Genomic DNA, 18,384 nt, shown 5'->3' with positions numbered 1-18,384 from the left:
CTTATTCTTTTGGCAGAGCGATTGTAAAAGTCACGCCCAATCCGCTGTTTTCTGCTTTTATGGTTCCTCCCTGCGCTTCTGTGATTTTTTTTGAAATGGCAAGTCCCAGTCCGCTTCCCGTTGGTTTCAAAATATTTTGATTTTTCGACTGGTAAAATTTATCAAAAATCATTTCCAAATCCTCTTCGGGAATATGTTTTCCGGTATTGAAAATTTTAATGATTAACCCATCTTCTATTTCTGATAATTTGGTCTGAATAGTTCCCTGTTCATCCGTAAATTTCAAAGCATTTCCTAAAATATTCTGAAAAAGCTGAATCATTCTCGCTTCATCATATTTAAATAAAAACTGATTGAGAAGATTGACTTCACTGAGATGAATATTTTTCTGCTGAATAAGATGCATAAGAGGATTAACTGCTTTTTTGTACGTTTCAAGAATATTATTTTCCTGAATGTGCAGTACGATTTCTCCATGCTGCAATTTGTCCAGATACAGAATATCGTTGATGATCTCACTCAGTCTGTCGGATTCTGTGATGATGTTATTTAAAAATTCCTTTTTAATTTCCAAAGGAATATCGTCATCATCGGCTAAAATTTCTCCTGCGGAACGTATGGCGGTAATCGGAGTTCTTAATTCATGGGCAACAGAATCCAGAAAATCATCTTTCTGACGGTCTTTAATGATGAGGTTTTCATTGGCATTTCTCAGATCATCGGATAATTTCTGTAGCTCTTCCGATTGTTCGGTAAGCTTTTTATTAAGCGTGATAGTTTCTTTTGATTCTTCAAGAATGTTTAAAACTTCCTTTAAAGAAATTTTATCTTCTTTGGTTACCCCTTCGATAAGGATTTTGGCAGAAGCCGTTCCTATTCTTCCGGCAAGAAGGTTTTCCGAGAATTTAATAAATCTGGAATCGGCGGTTTCTGTCTGCGAATCAATATTATATTTTAAATTAAAAATTCTTAATGCCTGTTCGGTTTTGTTTTTGCCTAAAAATCGTTCCAGAATATTTTTAATGTCGGAAACGTAGGCTGTTCCGCGCCAGATAAAAGCATTTTCGTGGTTTTGAATGTACTTATCAATGTCTACATACAATTCAGCGAAATTTCTTTCACGGTAATTTCCTTTGATGCTCACCGAAATGATAGAAAATAAAGCAGTATTCACTAAAAGAGACCAGAAGAAAATCTGTGGAATTCTTCCTAAAAAGGAAATCTTGAAAAAATCAAAAGCATCGTATAAATCTCTTAAAATGCCTTTAAATTCCTGATTGTAAGAGAAGTAATATTGTGGAATAATCAATCCGAAATAGCAGATTGCCAATCCTGCCAATAAACCGATAACAGCCCCTTTATAACTTCCTCTTCTCCAGAAAATAGCTCCGAAAAAAGCAGGTGCCAATTGAGCAATGACAACGAAAGAAATGAGTCCGACAGAATCCAGCGAAGTTTTTAAAATAAAATATTTATAAAAACCAAAAGCCATGATAATCAGTGCGAAAATGCTGAATTTCCTGATGTTGGTGATATTTCTGGTATTCTGAACTTCGTTTTCAGATTTGAACTTTCCTAATAATCCGTAAGGAATGATAAGATTATTGGAAAGCATGATGGATAAGGTAATAGCTGAAATGATGATCATCGAAATAGAGGAGCTTAATCCTCCCAGAAAAACCAAAACCGTAATTAAAGTATTGTCAAAATACTGAGGAATCAGGATAGAGTAGAACTCCGGATTGACGTTTTGTCCGTCAAAAATCAATCTTCCCGCCCATGCAATTGGAAAAATGAAGATCGTAAAAATCAATAAATAAAGCGGAAAAAACCAGATGGCTGTTTTGATGTGTTTTTCCTGTCGGTTTTCTACGATTGCGGTATGAAACTGTCTTGGAAGAATACAGATTGCTGTTCCGGAAATCATGCAAAGCACCATCCAGTTCATCGCACCTTCAATACCGTTGAATGTATTTTTTTCTTTAAAATCTTTAAAAAGACTCGCCTTTTCATAAATATCCGAGAATCCGTCAAATGCAAAGTAAATAACGAATAATCCTAAAATAATGATAAAGAACAGTTTAAGAAAACTTTCCAGTGCAATAGCGGAAATTATTCCCAAACGTTTTTCGGAAGCATCAACGTAGCGTGTTCCGTAATAGGATGAAAATAAAGCAATTAAAACAACAACGAAAGTTGCGTTATCCGTTAAAATGTTTTTAGAAATCGCTGTTTTGGTTACCAGATGAAAAGTTTCAGAAATAGCCTTGATCTGCAAACCAATGTAAGGAACAATTGCCAAAAGACAAACCACCGTAATAATCGCGCTGAAACTTCTGCTGTTCCCATATCGTAAAGAAATAAAATCGGCTAAACTACTGATCTTATTCACCCTTGAAATACGTACAATCCTTGTGTTGATGTAGATCCACGCCGGAATTACCATAATCGGTCCCACATAAATCGGAAGATAATTAAGCCCGCTTGTTGCCGCCACACCAATGCTTCCGTAGTACGTCCATGCGGTACAGTACACAGCGAGGGAAAGCGCGTAGATGTAAGGATTGTTGATCCAGAGCTTGCTCTTTTTCTTCTCCGCCAGATGAGCGACTAAGAATAAAAGTGCCAGATAAAACAAAACTACGGTGAATAAAGCGAAACTACTCATCATACTTTTTTACGATTACAAAAGAAATAATGATGGAAACCATCCAGACAGCGAAAATATAAACCAGAATCATTGGGTAACCGAAAACTTCCCGGTCACTGTTGAACAGCAACGAAACAGGAATGCTGAAGGCAATCATAAGTCCGATGCTCAGAATGATCAGTTTTTGTTCGTGTCTTTTTTTCATATATGATAATTAAATGAATGATAATTGATGGTCTGACATTTTTGTATCATCAATCAATTATCATTCATCATCAATAGATTAAACTTTATCGTCAGAATATTCCCCGATCAGTGCATAGTAGCCGAAAATTGCCATTCCGCCGGAAATAATCGGCATCAGTACACAAAGGATAATGATTCCGAAAACCAGATCTTCCTGTTTTCCTGAGGTGATTTTTGGAATTCCCATTACTGTAATTCCGAAATATCCTACCACCAGTGCAATGGCGATCCAGAGTACACCAAATATCTTTTTTATTATGTTGAGTATTTTGTTCATTTTAGTAGTTTTAAAATTAATAAATTTTTAAGTGATTCTGGGCTTAATCGTGAATATTATTGTTCTTATTTTTTAGATAAATTAATCCGACTAAAAGACAGACAGCGGCAACGCCTATCGGATACCAAAGTCCTTCCAGATACCATTCAGGATGTCCTCCGTCTTTTCCTGTGGTTACGAGATAAGTGGCAACAGCAGGAAGCAGTCCTCCAAAAACTCCGTTTCCAATATGATAAGGCAATGACATTGAGGTGTAGCGGATTCTTACCGGGAACATTTCAACTAAAAATGCCGCAATAGGACCGTAAACCATCGTTACAAAAATCACCTGAATGAAAACTAAAAATACAAGATACCATTTTGTGCTGTCGTTGATCTTTATCGACTGAGTTACCTTTGGTTCTTCAGCTTTTCCGTCTTTCATCACAGGTCCGGTCGGAGACCAGTGTACAATGCTGTCTTTTTTAGCCAAAGTTCCGTCCGTGAAAAGCGTTTCTTTGTGGAAAGTGATTAAACTGTCCGTCGCAATTTTGTCATGAATTTTTGCCGTTCTTTTTTCAACCAGACCACTTTCTGCAATGGTTTTGGATTTTAAATCAACGCTTTTAAACATATTGTCATAAATCGGTCTGTATGCGAAAATCGCGATCAGCATTCCGGTCATCATGATTGCTTTTCTTCCAACTTTATCAGAAAGCCATCCAAAGAAAACGAAGAACGGAGTTCCTAAAAACAAAGCAGTTGCCATTAAATAATCCACCTGAATCGATTCAATATTCATCACTTTCTGAAGGAAGCTCATCGCATAAAATTGTCCTGTGTACCAGATTACCCCTTGTCCCATCGCCGCTCCGAACAATGCAAGAAGAACAAATTTGAAGTTTAGTTTATTTCCGAAACTTTCCTTTAACGGATTTTTGGAAGTCTTTCCTTCACTTTTAGCTTTGGCAAAAAGCGGAGATTCTTTCATGTTTTTTCTGATGATGTAAGAAACGCCCACCATTAATATCGAAATCCAAAACGGAACTCTCCATCCCCAACCGTCAAATTCCTCAGTGGAAAGAGTGGTTTTTGTTACCATAATTACAATAAGTGAAATGAAAAGTCCGGCTGTTGCAGTAGTCTGGATCCACGAAGTCCAGTAGCCTCTTCTTCCAGGTTGTGCGTATTCTGCGACATAAGTTGCAGCGCCTCCATATTCACCTCCTAAAGCCAATCCTTGTAATAATCTTAAAATTAATACCAAAACAGGAGCCATAAATCCTATGGTTTCATAACTGGGAATACATCCGATAAGAAATGTAGAAAATCCCATAATCAGTAAAGTGACCAAAAAGGTGTATTTTCTCCCGATAAGATCTCCTAATCTTCCGAAAAATAGCGCTCCGAAAGGTCTCACGACAAATCCTGCGGCAAAAGTAGCTAATGTAGATAAAAATGCTGCAGTAGGATTATCTGCCGGAAAAAATTTTGTAGCCAGTACAACGGCAAGACTTCCGAAAATGTAGAAATCATACCATTCGATTAGTGTTCCGAGAGATGATGCTGTAATGACGCTCCAGATCGTACGATTCTTTTGCTTATCCGTCATATTCTCGTAGCTTATTTCATTGTTATCGCTCATATGCTTTAATTTTTGATGTTAGTTTAAATTGATTGGATTTTGATAGTTTTTGTTTTTTATCGCAAGGGTGCAAGGAAAATTTTATATGCTTTATGTTGTAAGGCGCAAAGAATTTATCTTCGATAAAATTTAAAAGGGACTTGCTGAAAATCTTTGATTTTCTTGCGTCTTAAAAACGTTCTGGTTTAAAAAAGCTTTGCGTCTTTGCGATTGTAAAAAAAATAATGATTAATATTTTTATAAATAAATCTGGAACTGTACAATGAATTCCCCTTTTGAAGAAGGGCTTTCCGTAGGACTCGTATAAACCGGTCTTGTAGAATACTGCGTGGTAATTTTCGCGTGATGACCGTCTATGAACCAGTTTGCACCCACATCAAACTGTGACGAAGATTTGTCAAATGCTTCAAAATTCTTGTGAGTATATGCTGCGAAAGGCTGGATTCTGATTTTCGGTTTTTCAGCCTGACTTGGCAATAGCAATCCGGCTTGTGCATAGATAATATTCCCTGTTCCGATGGTCGGTTGCAGATTTCCTACTCCTGCAATGGCTTTGCTTCCCGTAAAATTCGGATCAGAGGCAGCGATGTTCATAATTCCTAAATTTCTCACGTAATTCGGACCAAACTGATAGTTGTAATAGCCTGCATACGCGGAAACTGCCATTTTATTTTTAGCATTTCCCAAAGGAATATCTGCAAAAGCATCTACTGCAACAAGGGTGATGTCGTGCTTTTCAACAGTGGAATTTATAGAAGTTCGGGTTCCGTCTTTTTGATGGTAAAATCCTGCGCCAAGATTAAAAACTTTTTTGGTTCCCAGATAAGAACCTACTTTGAAAGGCAATACATTGGATTCTTCATCTAAAAACTGATACTCTACATATCCTGCTTTTGAAAAATTGGGGTTTCCGTTGTTGTCCACGGCAACCGCTTTAGCAGGATCGGTAACATTTACCGGAGTTAAATCCGTTGCAAAAGGCTTGTTTAAACTGAAACGGTATTCCAGTTTTCCATATTTGCCTTTCGCAAACATTCCCAGTTGTCTCGCAAACTGATCTGAGTTATCGATTAATGGCCATGTGAAAATAGGGGAGTCAACCGTAAGGAAGTTTAATGTTGAAGCCATCGTCATTCGGGAAAGTCCCATATAGTAATGAAGTCCCGCTCCTAAAGATAAGGTGAATTTTCCTGCCTCTCCGGGTAGAAACACGGCGTATTCATTCCATGCATCATGAAAAAAGAGCTGCGGTTTTTTACCGTTTCCATAACCTCCTGTTCCTGAAGTTCCCGAACCGCCTCCATTGATAAATGTCTGATTGTTAATCCCAAAATGCGCTAAGATCATATATCTTTTGGAAATCTGAGCGTACGCCAAAGTACGTAATCTTCTGTTTCCCAGACTCCATGAATTGTCTGTGGGTTCTCCGCCAACCATACTTCCCGGATTCATCTGCGTGTTCCTCAACCAAAACTGATCCCATAAAATGAACCTGACATATTTATCGCCCTGCTGATTGAGATTAATTTTTAATCCGCTTCCGTAATCCGGCGAACCTTGAGCGTGTAAAGAATTGCTGATTAAAGCCAATCCAATAAAAGTGATTAATTTCTTCATAAATTATCAATTTTTGGCGTTGTTTTTTGTGAAAGCCAAATTGTAATTAAAAATTTATTTAAAGAAATTTAATATATATTAATGGTAAGTATATAGATAGATCTTAAAGTTCTAAGTTTTGAGTTTAGTATTTATTGGTATTGAGCAGGATTTTAAATTCTCAATTCATTTATTTTCAATTGATTTTAAAATTATTTCTTAAATCTTTCCCATTTTATCAGCATATATTTGTCTGCAAACTGAGTGATAATTAATCCTGAATTTTTCAGATTTTCTTCTTTACTCATATAGTCAATCAGCTCATTTTGTTTTAGGATTTTATATACCGGATGAAACTCAGAATGAGGAGGTCTTGTAATATTGTATTTCTTGATCCATGAACTGATCGTCACATGAGAAACGCCTATAATTCTTTCAATTTCACGAAAACTCAATCCCTCGAGATAGAGCTGTAAAGCTTTGGTTACGTAGTAATCATCTATTTGTTTTCCCAGTTTTTTTACCGTGAAATAATAGTTGCAGTCTTTGCATAGAAAGCGTTGTTTGTTGTTTACAATTCCGCTTTTAACCACTTTGTCTGTGTTGCATTTAGGGCATCGATTTTCCATAGCTATATCTTTTTAGCAAATATATAATAATTTAGCAAAATGTTAATTTCATGTAAAGATAAAATTACCTGTATATTAATTTAATTCAATAAAATTATCTTTTTTATTTGGTTTTAAAAGAAATTATATTTTAAATTTGCCAAAAAATTTAGATAAATAAATGGAAATAGAAATTTCCTCATCCATACATCTGATGTATGTGAGTGAAATACAGCAGGAAATGTACGATTCTGCACAGCGCAGAGGAACGGGGATTGCCAAGCGTTCCATAGAATACCTCAGTAAAAAAATTACTGATGGAAACGCTGTAGTAGCAACCGATAAAGGAAAGTGGGTGGGTTTCTGTTATATAGAAACATGGTCTCACGGTCAGTTTGTTGCCAATTCCGGGCTTATTGTTTCTCCTGAATTCAGACATTTGGGAGTGGCAACCTTAATCAAGGACAAAGTATTCGCTTTGTCCCGAAAAAAATACCCCAACGCTAAAATTTTCGGATTAACTACCGGTTTGGCAGTCATGAAGATCAACAGTGATCTGGGGTATAAACCCGTCATTTATTCTGAACTTACTCAGGATGAAGAATTCTGGAACGGCTGCAAAAGCTGCGTGAATTATGATATTTTAATGAAAAAAGAACGGAAAAACTGTCTTTGCACAGCAATGCTTTTCGTTCCCGATAATACAAAAAACAGTACTGAAAATAATCAGTCTGAAAACAGATACAATAATGAGCAAGAAAGTAGTTTTAGCATTTAGCGGAGGTCTCGATACCTCTTACTGCGCCAAATATCTCAGCGAAACACTGGGATATGATGTGTATGCAGTTACTGTAAACACCGGAGGTTTTTCCAAAGATGAAGAGAAAGAACTGGAGAAAAAAGCCCTGAATCTTGGAGTAAAAGAATACGGGTGCGTTGATGCTCAGGAAGATTATTACAATTCTTGTGTAAAATATCTGATTTTCGGAAATGTTCTGAAAAACAATACCTATCCTCTGTCTGTAAGTGCGGAGCGTACCATTCAGGCGAAGGAAATTGCAAAATATGCGATTGAAATCGGAGCGGATGCAATTGCGCACGGAAGTACGGGAGCGGGTAACGATCAGGTTCGTTTTGATCTTATTTTTCAGGTAATGTGTCCGAATGTAGAGATCATTACGCCCATTCGTGATATGGCTCTTTCCCGTGAAGAAGAAATTGAGTTTTTGAAAAGTCACGGCTACGAAATGGAATTTCAGAAAGCACAATATTCTGTTAATAAAGGACTTTGGGGAACTTCAGTTGGGGGGAAGGAAACGCTGACTTCAAGAAATTATCTTCCTGAAGAAGCTTTTCCGTCACAAATTAAAGAAAATCAACCCTCTGAATTAGAAATTGAGTTTAAAAATGGTGAAATTATCTCTGTAAACGGAGAAAGTTTTGAGCATCCGGTTTACGCCATTCAGAAAATTGAAGAATTGGCTTCGGCTTACGGAATCGGTCGTGATATTCACGTAGGAGATACCATTGTCGGAATCAAAGGAAGAGTAGGTTTCGAGGCGGCAGCAGCTTTAGTGATTATCAAAGCGCATCATTTATTAGAAAAACATACGCTTTCAAAATATCAACAGATGATGAAGTCCCAATTATCCGACTGGTACGGAAACTGGCTTCACGAAGCACTTTTCTTAGATCCTGTGATGAGGAATATCGAGTCTTTTCTGGTTGATTCTCAAAAAACAGTCAGCGGAAAAGTATTTGTAACCCTTCATCCTTACCGATTTATCTTAAACGGAATTGAATCTGAACACGATCTGATGTCAGACAAATTCGGAAGCTACGGAGAAGCAAACAGGGCATGGACAGGCGAAGATGTAAAAGGCTACACAAAGATTGTAAGCAATTCTTTAAATATATACCATCAGATTAATAAATAAAATCTGGGCAGCTTTATCCGCCTGTAGTTTATCCTGAGCTTGTCGAAGGATCCCAATCTTTTATTCGTCGTTTCTCCTCATAAAAGGATTTCCGCTCAAATCGGACTGCGAGAGATTTGAAGATCAATGAACCCGAAGGGTTCAATACGAATAGCCGTAGGTAAAACCTATGGATGATAAAATCAATAAAATAAGCGAACCCGAAAGGGTTCAATAATAATATCCATGATGAAACCATGGAAATAATAAAATGAAAAAGAAAATAGGAATCATCGGAGCCAACGGTTACACAGGAAGCGAACTGGTTCGTCTGTTGGTTTTTCATCCCAATGTATCATTGAGTTTTTTATATAGCCGTTCAAATTCGGGAACAAAAATTTCAGATTTGTACCCGGATTTAACGATGGTTTGTGAAATGGTTTTAACGGATCAGTCTGAAGAAGTCGATATTCTGTTTCTATGCCTTCCTCACAAAGAAAGTCAGAATTGGCTGATTCAGAATTCTGTAAAAGATGAAACATTGGTGATTGATTTAGGGAACGATTTTCGCCTCGATGGAAATTTCGGAAACAGAAATTTTATCTACGGATTGCCCGAAATCAATAAAAAACAACTTTTCGGAGCCAGAAGCATTGCCAATCCGGGATGTTTTGCAACAGCAATTCAACTCGCTCTGCTTCCTTTAGCTCAAAAAGGTTTGCTGAATGAAGTGTATACAACAGGAATTACGGGTTCCACAGGTGCAGGTCAGTCTTTACAGGCAACCACGCATTTTACCTGGAGGAACGATAATATTTCAGCGTATAAAACTTTAACACACCAACATGTGGATGAGATTTTACACCAATTAGTTTCTTTTAATGCCAATGAAATCAGTCTGAATTTTGTTCCATGGAGAGGAGATTTTGCCAGAGGCATTTTTACAAGTTCTACCGTGAAAACAAATGCAGAACTTTCAGAGATCTATCAGTTGTTTGAAGATTTTTATGCAGATGAGCCTTTTGTACAGGTAAGCGGAAAAGCAATTGATTTAAAGCAAGTTGTCAATACCAATCGCTGTGTGATACAGATTGAAAAATGTGGGAATGTTGCGGTCATTCACTCAGCGATTGACAATTTGTTGAAAGGAGCTTCAGGACAGGCAGTTCAAAATATGAATATCGCCATGGGCTGGGAAGAAAATTTAGGGTTGAATTTAAAACCAATTGCATTTTAAAACGGACAATAATCCGACCTAGGAAAATGGAGCGTTAAGAAAATTAAAAATTAATACGTTAAAAAATTTCCACTGTTCGAAGCGCGAGACAAATTTTGAAATGAAAACAAATCTTCAATTCGCGCAAGTTTTGGAAATTTTAGGATTAAGTTTTAATTTTTAGCGGAAGTTTCCAGTCTTGAACTTTTGTTTCTTTTGTTTGACTACGTCGAATCTTCGATTTCAAGGCAAAAGAAAAATATAATAAAGATGAAATCATTCATCAAACATCAATTATCATTTATAAATAGACATGAATTTATTCAACGTATATCCATTATTCAACATCAATCCGGTAAAAGCTCAGGGATCATTTCTCTGGGATGATAAAGGAGAAAAATATCTTGATTTTTACGGAGGTCATGCGGTGATTTCTATCGGTCACAACCATCCCCATTATCAAATTCAATTAAAAAATCAATTAGATAAAATATCTTTCTATTCAAATTCGGTTCAGAACGAGTTACAGACTGAACTGGCTGAAAAATTAGGAAAACTTTCAGGCTTTGAAGAGTACAATTTATTCTTGTGCAATTCAGGAGCAGAAGCCAATGAAAATGCCTTAAAGCTGGCTTCATTTCATAACGGAAAAAACAAAGTGCTATATTTTTCAGGTTCCTTTCATGGAAGAACTTCTGCAGCCGTTTCGGTGACGGACAATCCTAAAATTGTAGCTCCGGTAAATTATGATGAAAGATTCATTAAGTCTGAATGGAACAATATCGAACAGCTTGAAGAAGTTTTTGAAAAACAGGGAAATGAACTTTCATCCGTCATCATTGAAGGAATTCAGGGAGTGGGCGGAATTATGATTCCAACAGTTGAATTTTTAACTAAAATCAAAGAATTGTGCGAAAAATACAATGCTGTCTTGATTTTGGATGAAGTTCAGTCGGGATATGGAAGAAGCGGCTATTTCTTTGCCCATCAGGAATTTGGGATTGAAGCAGATATCATCACCACTGCAAAAGGAATGGGAAATGGTTTCCCGATTGGTGGCGTTTTAATTCATCCGAAGTTTCAGGCAAGCAACGGTTTATTGGGAACTACTTTTGGCGGAAATCACTTGGCTTGTGTAGCGGCAATTGCGGTTTTAGACGTCATGAAAGATGAAAATCTCATCGAAAATGCCCAAAAAATGGGCGAATATATTGAAAATGAAATTAAGGATTTTTCGCATATCAAAACAATCCGAAGGAAAGGTTTGATGATTGGAATAGAGCTCGACAGAGATTGCTCGGAAGTGAGGAACAGCCTGTTGTACCATCATCATATTTTCACAGGAAACTCTAGTGATAAAGCGGTCTTAAGGATTCTTCCGGCGCTTAATATTAAAAAAGAAGAAACGGATCTATTCATAAATGCTTTGAAAGAAGTATTGGAGAATATTTAAGTGCTAAGATATTAAAGATAGCTGAGAAGGCTTATTTGAAATTAAATTTAGCGCACAGTTTGTCATTCTGTAGGAATCTAAAGTAGGCAAAATGAAAAATTAGATTCTTCCTTCGTCAGAATGACAAACACAACTATCATTAGCTGAGTATAAACTGAAGGTTTACGAACGTAGTTCAGCCCTTGCGGACGAAAATATTTTCAAGTTAAATAAAAAAAACGTAGCGATTCATAGCGTTAAAGCTCCAATGATATGGAGATAAAATTTTAAAATTAACTAACTACAAGTCTAAAGATTTAAAGAACATGGGAAAATCAAAGATTTTCAACTTATGTGTTCTAATATTTTCAAAGTTTTTGAACTTAAATCTAATGTGACTTATGTGTTAAAACTTTTGCGGTAAAAAAACAATTCAAAATGAAAAAATTCACCTCTGTAAGTGATGTTGAAAACTTACAGCACATTATAAAAAAAGCATTACAAATTAAAGAAGACCCTCATTCGGAATCCGAAAAAGGAAAAGGAAAAACAATAGGACTTGTCTTTTTAAATTCAAGTTTGAGAACCCGTTTAAGCAGTCAGATTGCAGCTCAGAATTTAGGTTTAAATGTTTTAACCTTAAATGCGGCTCAGGAAGCATGGAATCTGGAATTTGCAGACGGCGCAGTGATGAACGGTGATACAGTAGAACATATCAAAGATGCAATTGAAGTATTGAATCAATATTGCGATATTATTGCCGTTCGTTGTTTTGCAGGAATGAAAAGTAAGGAAGATGATGTAAACGAAAGCATTTTAAGCCAGTTCGAGCAACATGCGAAAGTTCCGGTTATTTCTCTGGAATCTGCGACACGTCATCCTTTGCAAAGTCTGGCAGATTGCATCACCATTACCGAAAACTGGCACTTCGATGGTTCGTCAAGCTCACCACAAGCTAAGCTCAGTGTAAACCGTAAACCGAAAGTGGTTTTAACCTGGGCGCCTCACATCAAGCCCATTGCTCATGCGGTTGGAAACTCTTTCGCTGAATGGATGCAGGAAATGGATGTAGATTTTGTCATCGCCAATCCAGAAGGGTATGATTTAGATAAAAACTTTACAAAAAATGTGAAGGTTATTCATAATCAGGAAGAAGCATTGAAAGATGCCGATTTTATTTATGTTAAAAACTGGTCGTCTTTTGATGATTATGCTGCAATGCCTGAAGTAAAAGACAATTGGATGTTGACGAATGAAAAACTGGAAAATACCAATCAGGCAAAGGTAATGCACTGTCTTCCGGTTCGTAGAAATGTAGAGTTGAGCGATGAGGTGATGGATGGTGAAAATTCAATCATTTATCAGCAGGCAAAAAACCGGATTTTCTCTGCACAGGCGGTTTTTTCTGAAATTTTAGATGAATTGAATTCTTAATAAATCAAACCTCATAGGTTTCAAAAACCTATGAGGTTTCCAAAAAAGATTTGTAATGAAAGAAAAGTTATACATCATAAAAATTGGCGGAGCGTTAATTGATGACGAGGAATTGTTAGAACAGTTTTTAGAGCAATTTGCAGAAATTCAGGAAAAGAAAATTCTGGTGCATGGAGGAGGAAAACTGGCAACGACTTTAGCCGACAAACTGGGAATTGAGCAAAAACTTGTAAACGGAAGAAGAATAACCGATAAAGATACGTTGGATATTGTCGCAATGGTTTATGCGGGAGGGATCAATAAAAACATTGTCGCAAAACTTCAGCAGAAAAAGTGTAAAGCCGTTGGTTTTTCGGGAGCGGATGCGAATTTAATTAAAGCCAAAAAAAGAGAACACGCCGAAATAGATTTCGGATTTGTGGGAGATATCACAGAGAAAAGCGTGAACAGAAAGTTAATTTCAAAATTGCTGAAACTGGAACTGGTTCCTGTATTTTCGGCAATTACCCACGATAAAAAGGGACACCTTTTCAATACCAATGCAGATACAATTGCTTCGGTAATTGCGCAGGCTTTATCCGTGAAATATGATGTGGAATTGCTGTACTGCTTTGATAAAGAAGGCGTTTTGGAAGATGTGAATAATCCGGAATCGGTTATTAAAAATATCTCCGAAGACGAATTTTCAACCTTAAAAGAGGACGGAAAACTTCATAAAGGAATTCTTCCCAAACTGGAAAATGCTTTAGGAGCAGTGAAAAATAATGTCAATAAAGTATTTCTCATTAAAGAAACTCAACTGAAAAATCATATAGAAAACCATCATGCAGGAACTGAAATCTGTTTATAGCAAAGAAGAATTACGGGATAATGCTATTGAATTATTAAAAAAGTTGATTGAGATTCCGTCATTCAGCAAAGATGAATTTAATACTTCGGTGGAAATTGAAAATTTTTTCAAAAAACATCAGATTCCGACAAAACGTTTTAAAAATAATATTTGGGCGGTAAACAAAAATTTTGATGTTTTCAAGCCATCCATTTTGCTGAATACCCATCACGATACCGTAAAACCCAACAAAGCGTATACTTTGGATCCTTTTGTTCCGATTGAAAAAGACGGGAAATTATTCGGATTGGGAAGTAATGATGCGGGAGCTTCATTGGTTTCGATGGCGCAGGTTTTTTTACATTTTTATGAAAAAGAAAATTTACAATATAACTTAATTATAGCTTTGACGGCAGAGGAGGAGATTTCAGGTTTTGACGGTATTGAAGCGCTTTTCCCCCAATTACCGAATATTGAACTCGCCATTGTAGGAGAACCCACGCAGATGAATCTGGCGATTGCAGAAAAAGGACTTTTGGTAATTGATGGTGAAATGAAAGGCACTCCTTCTCACGCCGCTCATCCGAACGATGATAATTCGATTGTAAAATGTATGGAAGATTTGCAGAATATTCTGAATTTCAGATTTCCGAAGGTTTCAGAGTATTTGGGTGAGGTTAAAATTACCTTGTCAGGAATTCATGCCGGAGTTCAGCATAATGTCGTTCCGGAATCCTGTACTTTCACTTTAGATGTAAGAGTTACGGATGAATATTCCAATAAAGAAGCATTTGAAATCATACAATCTCAGATGAAATCTACATTAACCGCAAGATCGTTCAGATTAAATTCTTCAAAAATTGAAATGGATCATCCTTTTGTAAAAGCAGGTTTGGAAATCGGGAGGACAACGTACGGTTCCCCAACTTCATCGGATCAGGCGATAATTCCGTGCACTTCCGTAAAGCTCGGTCCCGGTGACAGTACCCGTTCTCACACCGCGGATGAATACATTTACATAAAGGAAATAGAGGAGGGAATTGAGATTTATATTCAAATTTTAGAGAAAGTTTTATAGGCTGGAAGTAGGAAGCAGGAAGAGGGATGGATGATGGGAGGCTTGTAAGTAACGACTTAGGAATCGGAGGCGTTAAGAAAATTAATTCTGTGAACGTTAAGAAAATTCTACTGTTCGAAGCGCGAGATAAATATTGAACCGAAGAACAAATTTTGAATTCGCGCAAGTTTAGAATTTTTAGAGAACAGAAATAATTTTTAGCCGGAGTTTCCAGTCTTGAATTTTTGTTTCTTTTGTTTTAAGACAAAAGAAAATAATACAAAAAACAGTTTTGTTATTCTCAAAGCTACGAAATATGCAGAAGAATCTTTAGTATTTTTAAAAGAGATTCCTTCTTCGTAGGAATGATAAAATCAAATTAATAAAGGAAGATAAAACAGTTGGTTGTAAACATCCGTCACCCAACTTCCATCTTCCAACAAAAAAGAAATTTTATGAAAAAAATATGGCAGAAAGACGATAACGCCACCAATATATTAGTCAATACATTCACAGTCGGGAAAGATCTTGATTTTGACGAACGTTTGGCAAAATACGATGTCAAAGGTTCAATGGCGCACTGCAAAATGTTGGCAGAAGTAGGGATTATTTCCAATGAAGAATCAGAGCAAATGTTGTTTGTTTTAGCAAAAATTTTAGAAGATATTGAAAACGGAATCTTTGAAATCGATAAAAATGCGGAAGATATTCATTCCCAGATTGAATCAATTTTAATTGAAAAATTAGGTGATACCGGAAAGAAAATTCACACGGCACGTTCCAGAAACGATCAGGTTTTACTGGATATCAAATTGTATTTATTGGACGAAATCCGTGAAATTACAGCGTTAACGGATGAGTTTTTCCAAATATTAATCAAATTAGCGGAACAGCATAAAAATGTTCTGCTTCCAGGATATACACATTTACAGATTGCAATGCCTTCCTCATTTGGATTATGGTTTGGAGCCTATGCAGAAGCATTGTTGGATGATATTGAAATGTTGTTTTCAGTTAAAAATATTATCAATAAAAATCCATTGGGTTCGGCGGCGGGTTACGGTTCATCATTCCCAATTGACCGTGAAAGTACAACATACAATTTAGGCTTTCAATCGATGAATTACAATTCCGTGTATGCTCAGATGACGCGTGGGAAGTCTGAGAAAATGCTGTCGATGGCAATGGCGAATTTAGCGGGAACTTTAGGTAAATTCTCTTATGATGTTTGTCTGTATTTAAGTCAGAACTTTGATTTCATCAGCTTTCCGAAGGAATTTACCACAGGAAGCAGCATTATGCCACACAAAAAAAATCCTGATATTTTTGAGTTGGTTCGTGCGCGCTGCAACAGAATACAGTCGTTACCGAATGAATTTATTTTATTGACGAATAACCTTCCTTCAGGCTATCACAGAGATATGCAGCTTACGAAAGAAATCCTTTTTCCTGCGATTGATTCCTTAAAAGAATGTCTGGAAATTTTAAATTATACATTACCCAATATTCAGGTGAAAGACGGAATTTTGGAGGATGAAAAATACAAATACCTTTTCAGTGTAGAGAAAATTAATGAAGAAGTCAAAAACGGAAGTTCATTTCGGGATGCTTATGTAAAAGTAGGGCAGGAGATTGAAAATAATGCGTTCGATTTTGAAATTGGAAATTTAAACCATACGCATCAGGGAAGTATCGGGAATTTGTGTTTGGATAAAATAGAATATCAGTTTAATAAGCTGAAAAATAAATTATTGGGTTGATTTATTTTAAACCATTAAGATTTAATTAAGGAGTTAAACAAAATTAAGAGATATAGGATTTTTTAATATAATTCGCTTCAAAATCTTAAATTCGCTTAACTTCTTAATTAAATCTTAATGGTTCAATTTAACCCAGATCAATCTTAAACTTCGTAGACTTTTTCACCTCATGCAGCACAATAGAACTGTGATATTGCCCGATATTAGGTATGTTTGAAATCACATTCACCGTAAAATCATTATAAGAATTAATGTCTTTTGCGATAATCTTCAGCATGTAATCATATTCACCGGAAAGACTGATGATTTCCTGAACTTCATCATGCTGCATGATGTTTTTCTCAAATGTTTCCAGAACTTTTTTAGACTGTTCTTTAAGACGCACATTGCAGTAAACCACAATATTTAAGCCCAGTTTTTCGCGGTTTAAAAGACCTACATATTTCTCAATAATTCCCTGTTTCTCCAGTTGCTTGATGCGTTCGTACGTCGGAGTGAAAGTAAGACCAATTTTTTCTGAAATTTCTTTCACCGAAAGTGTAGAATCTTCCTGAATAATACTGAGAATCATCCTGTCTTTTAAATCCATATAGTCGATTTTGAATCGTAAATATACAATTTTATAAAAATTAAAACTAAAATTTTGTTTTATAAACCCAAAACCTTTTGATATACAGCCCGAATATTAACATCTGTTTTGTTCAATGGCAGACTAATTGCTGTAATCTGCGTACGAAATCCAGATTAATATGAACCGAAATACGACTACGGCAACAACTTCATTGGCTGATTACAACACCCATCATAAATTTAAAAGTGAAATTTTAGACGGACTGAAAGAGGAGCCTAAACATTTATTATCCAAATATTTCTACGATAAAAAAGGAGATGAGCTTTTTCAGCAGATCATGAATATGCCGGAATATTATCTCACCGATTGCGAACTTGAAATCTTTACCGGAAAAAAGAGGGAACTCGCAAACGCGATACGAGCATTCGACGAACCTTTTGATTTGGTGGAACTCGGAGCAGGAGATGCTACAAAATCCTCTCATCTGCTTGAATATTTAGTAAAGCAAAACGCAGATTTTACCTATATGCCGATTGATATTTCGGCAAATATTATTTCTGTTTTGGAGGAAAATCTTACATCTGAAATTCCGGGGCTTAAAATGACGGGGCTCAATGGAGAATACTTTGAAATGCTCGATAAAGCAAACAAAATTTCTTCCCGCAGAAAAGTCATTCTTTTTTTAGGAGGAAATATTGGAAATATGGAAATTGAAGAAGCCTATCAGTTCTGTAATGCATTGAAATCGAGACTCAATCCGGATGATATTCTTCTCATTGGTTTTGATCTGAAGAAAAATCCACACACCATTCTTGCTGCCTATAACGATAAAGCGGGAATAACGGCATCGTTCAACCTTAATCTTTTAGACAGAATTAATGAAGAGTTGGATGCAGATTTTAAAACGAATCAGTTCAAACATTACCAAACTTATGATCCGCTTTCTGGAGCCTGCAGAAGTTACCTGATCAGTCTGGAAGATCAGTCGGTACATATTGAAGAGGAAGAGGTAAACTTTAAGGCAAATGAAGCCATTTACATGGAAATTTCTCAGAAATATTCGGAAAAAGAAGTCGATATAATGGCAAGAAAAACAGGTTTTAAACCGTTAAAACAGATTTCGGACACCAAAGGCTGGTTTGTGGATGCGATCTGGAAAGTCTAATTT

At 36.3% G+C, this 18,384-nt stretch carries 16 protein-coding genes; 9 read left to right on the top strand and 7 right to left on the bottom strand.

All coding sequences use genetic code 11. From position 1 onward, the window contains the following. Position 1: 1 nt before the first annotated feature. The 6 genes from H6W53_RS07625 to H6W53_RS07600 all read right to left on the bottom strand — a co-directional run bounded on the left by H6W53_RS07625 (position 2) and on the right by H6W53_RS07600 (position 7,022). On the bottom strand, positions 2-2,668 hold the full coding sequence (locus tag H6W53_RS07625) for an ATP-binding protein (protein ID WP_410500691.1): 2,667 nt from the start codon (positions 2,666-2,668) through the stop codon (positions 2-4). Further along, positions 2,661-2,855 carry a hypothetical protein gene (locus H6W53_RS07620; protein WP_185205758.1) on the bottom strand — a complete coding sequence of 65 codons (195 nt, stop codon included), beginning with the start codon at positions 2,853-2,855 and terminating at the stop codon, positions 2,661-2,663. The genes H6W53_RS07625 and H6W53_RS07620 overlap by 8 nt, the downstream gene beginning before the upstream one ends. A 78-nt stretch (positions 2,856-2,933) precedes the next feature. Beyond that, a complete protein-coding gene (locus H6W53_RS07615) occupies positions 2,934-3,173 on the bottom strand; it encodes a DUF6814 family protein (RefSeq protein WP_185205756.1) in 240 nt (79 codons plus the stop codon). A 43-nt stretch (positions 3,174-3,216) separates the two neighbouring features. Next, on the bottom strand, positions 3,217-4,797 hold the full coding sequence (locus H6W53_RS07610) for an MFS transporter (protein WP_185205753.1): 1,581 nt from the start codon (positions 4,795-4,797) through the stop codon (positions 3,217-3,219). Between the two features lie 237 nt (positions 4,798-5,034). After that, entirely contained in the window at positions 5,035-6,414 is a 1,380-nt protein-coding gene (locus tag H6W53_RS07605; protein WP_185205751.1) for a porin, read from the bottom strand. A gap of 191 nt (positions 6,415-6,605) precedes the next feature. Then, positions 6,606-7,022, bottom strand: coding sequence for a terminase gpP N-terminus-related DNA-binding protein (locus H6W53_RS07600; RefSeq protein WP_059137148.1), 417 nt, complete (start codon positions 7,020-7,022; stop codon positions 6,606-6,608). Positions 7,023-7,182: 160 nt separating this feature from the next. Between H6W53_RS07600 and H6W53_RS07595 the strand changes: the two genes are divergently transcribed. The 8 genes from H6W53_RS07595 (at position 7,183) to argH (ending at position 16,645) form a co-directional block, all read left to right on the top strand. Beyond that, complete coding sequence (locus tag H6W53_RS07595) at positions 7,183-7,779, top strand: GNAT family N-acetyltransferase (RefSeq protein ID WP_185205749.1); 597 nt, start codon at positions 7,183-7,185, stop codon at positions 7,777-7,779. Continuing rightward, positions 7,751-8,938 (top strand): argininosuccinate synthase, encoded by a 1,188-nt coding sequence (gene argG / locus H6W53_RS07590; protein WP_185205746.1) that lies wholly within the window; start codon positions 7,751-7,753, stop codon positions 8,936-8,938. The genes H6W53_RS07595 and argG overlap by 29 nt, the downstream gene beginning before the upstream one ends. A 250-nt stretch (positions 8,939-9,188) precedes the next feature. Continuing rightward, positions 9,189-10,154, top strand: coding sequence for an N-acetyl-gamma-glutamyl-phosphate reductase (argC, locus tag H6W53_RS07585; RefSeq protein WP_185205744.1), 966 nt, complete (start codon positions 9,189-9,191; stop codon positions 10,152-10,154). 292 nt (positions 10,155-10,446) lie between these two features. Next, complete coding sequence (locus tag H6W53_RS07580; RefSeq protein ID WP_185205742.1) at positions 10,447-11,586, top strand: aspartate aminotransferase family protein; 1,140 nt, start codon at positions 10,447-10,449, stop codon at positions 11,584-11,586. Between the two features lie 417 nt (positions 11,587-12,003). Next, on the top strand, positions 12,004-12,999 hold the full coding sequence (locus H6W53_RS07575; protein ID WP_185205740.1) for an acetylornithine carbamoyltransferase: 996 nt from the start codon (positions 12,004-12,006) through the stop codon (positions 12,997-12,999). A gap of 55 nt (positions 13,000-13,054) precedes the next feature. Continuing rightward, positions 13,055-13,849, top strand: a complete 795-nt coding sequence (gene argB, locus H6W53_RS07570) for an acetylglutamate kinase (RefSeq protein ID WP_185205738.1) — start codon at positions 13,055-13,057, stop codon at positions 13,847-13,849. Next, positions 13,824-14,906, top strand: coding sequence for a M20 family metallo-hydrolase (locus tag H6W53_RS07565; RefSeq protein ID WP_185205735.1), 1,083 nt, complete (start codon positions 13,824-13,826; stop codon positions 14,904-14,906). The genes argB and H6W53_RS07565 overlap by 26 nt, the downstream gene beginning before the upstream one ends. 434 nt (positions 14,907-15,340) lie before the next feature. Then, positions 15,341-16,645: an argininosuccinate lyase gene (gene argH / locus H6W53_RS07560; protein ID WP_185205733.1), complete on the top strand. Its 1,305-nt coding sequence runs from the start codon at positions 15,341-15,343 to the stop codon at positions 16,643-16,645. Between the two features lie 127 nt (positions 16,646-16,772). Here the strand turns inward: argH and H6W53_RS07555 are convergent, their stop codons facing one another. Continuing rightward, on the bottom strand, positions 16,773-17,234 hold the full coding sequence (locus tag H6W53_RS07555) for an Lrp/AsnC family transcriptional regulator (RefSeq protein WP_076393695.1): 462 nt from the start codon (positions 17,232-17,234) through the stop codon (positions 16,773-16,775). 160 nt (positions 17,235-17,394) lie between these two features. Here H6W53_RS07555 and egtD point away from each other — a divergent pair, with 160 nt between their 5' ends. After that, the gene (egtD, locus tag H6W53_RS07550) at positions 17,395-18,381 is read left to right on the top strand and encodes an L-histidine N(alpha)-methyltransferase (RefSeq protein ID WP_185205731.1); all 987 of its coding nucleotides are present in this window, start codon (positions 17,395-17,397) and stop codon (positions 18,379-18,381) included. Positions 18,382-18,384 lie beyond the last annotated feature (3 nt).

This window comes from Chryseobacterium sp. C3, assembly GCF_014218905.1.
GTDB lineage: Bacteria > Bacteroidota > Bacteroidia > Flavobacteriales > Weeksellaceae > Chryseobacterium > Chryseobacterium mucoviscidosis.
The sequence above is the reverse complement of the archived record's forward strand: the minus strand, read 5'-3'. Positions and strand labels throughout refer to the sequence as shown.

Coding starts and splice junctions, on each gene's coding strand:
- H6W53_RS07555 (WP_076393695.1), bottom strand. CDS start 17,234: ATGGATTTAAAAGACAGGATGATTCTCAGTATTATTCAGGAAGATTCT.
- H6W53_RS07615 (WP_185205756.1), bottom strand. CDS start 3,173: ATGAACAAAATACTCAACATAATAAAAAAGATATTTGGTGTACTCTGG.
- H6W53_RS07595 (WP_185205749.1), top strand. CDS start 7,183: ATGGAAATAGAAATTTCCTCATCCATACATCTGATGTATGTGAGTGAA.
- H6W53_RS07605 (WP_185205751.1), bottom strand. CDS start 6,414: ATGAAGAAATTAATCACTTTTATTGGATTGGCTTTAATCAGCAATTCT.
- H6W53_RS07575 (WP_185205740.1), top strand. CDS start 12,004: ATGAAAAAATTCACCTCTGTAAGTGATGTTGAAAACTTACAGCACATT.
- H6W53_RS07610 (WP_185205753.1), bottom strand. CDS start 4,797: ATGAGCGATAACAATGAAATAAGCTACGAGAATATGACGGATAAGCAA.
- egtD (WP_185205731.1), top strand. CDS start 17,395: ATGAACCGAAATACGACTACGGCAACAACTTCATTGGCTGATTACAAC.
- H6W53_RS07620 (WP_185205758.1), bottom strand. CDS start 2,855: ATGAAAAAAAGACACGAACAAAAACTGATCATTCTGAGCATCGGACTT.
- argB (WP_185205738.1), top strand. CDS start 13,055: ATGAAAGAAAAGTTATACATCATAAAAATTGGCGGAGCGTTAATTGAT.
- H6W53_RS07625 (WP_410500691.1), bottom strand. CDS start 2,668: ATGAGTAGTTTCGCTTTATTCACCGTAGTTTTGTTTTATCTGGCACTT.
- argH (WP_185205733.1), top strand. CDS start 15,341: ATGAAAAAAATATGGCAGAAAGACGATAACGCCACCAATATATTAGTC.
- H6W53_RS07580 (WP_185205742.1), top strand. CDS start 10,447: ATGAATTTATTCAACGTATATCCATTATTCAACATCAATCCGGTAAAA.
- H6W53_RS07600 (WP_059137148.1), bottom strand. CDS start 7,022: ATGGAAAATCGATGCCCTAAATGCAACACAGACAAAGTGGTTAAAAGC.
- argC (WP_185205744.1), top strand. CDS start 9,189: ATGAAAAAGAAAATAGGAATCATCGGAGCCAACGGTTACACAGGAAGC.
- argG (WP_185205746.1), top strand. CDS start 7,751: ATGAGCAAGAAAGTAGTTTTAGCATTTAGCGGAGGTCTCGATACCTCT.
- H6W53_RS07565 (WP_185205735.1), top strand. CDS start 13,824: ATGCAGGAACTGAAATCTGTTTATAGCAAAGAAGAATTACGGGATAAT.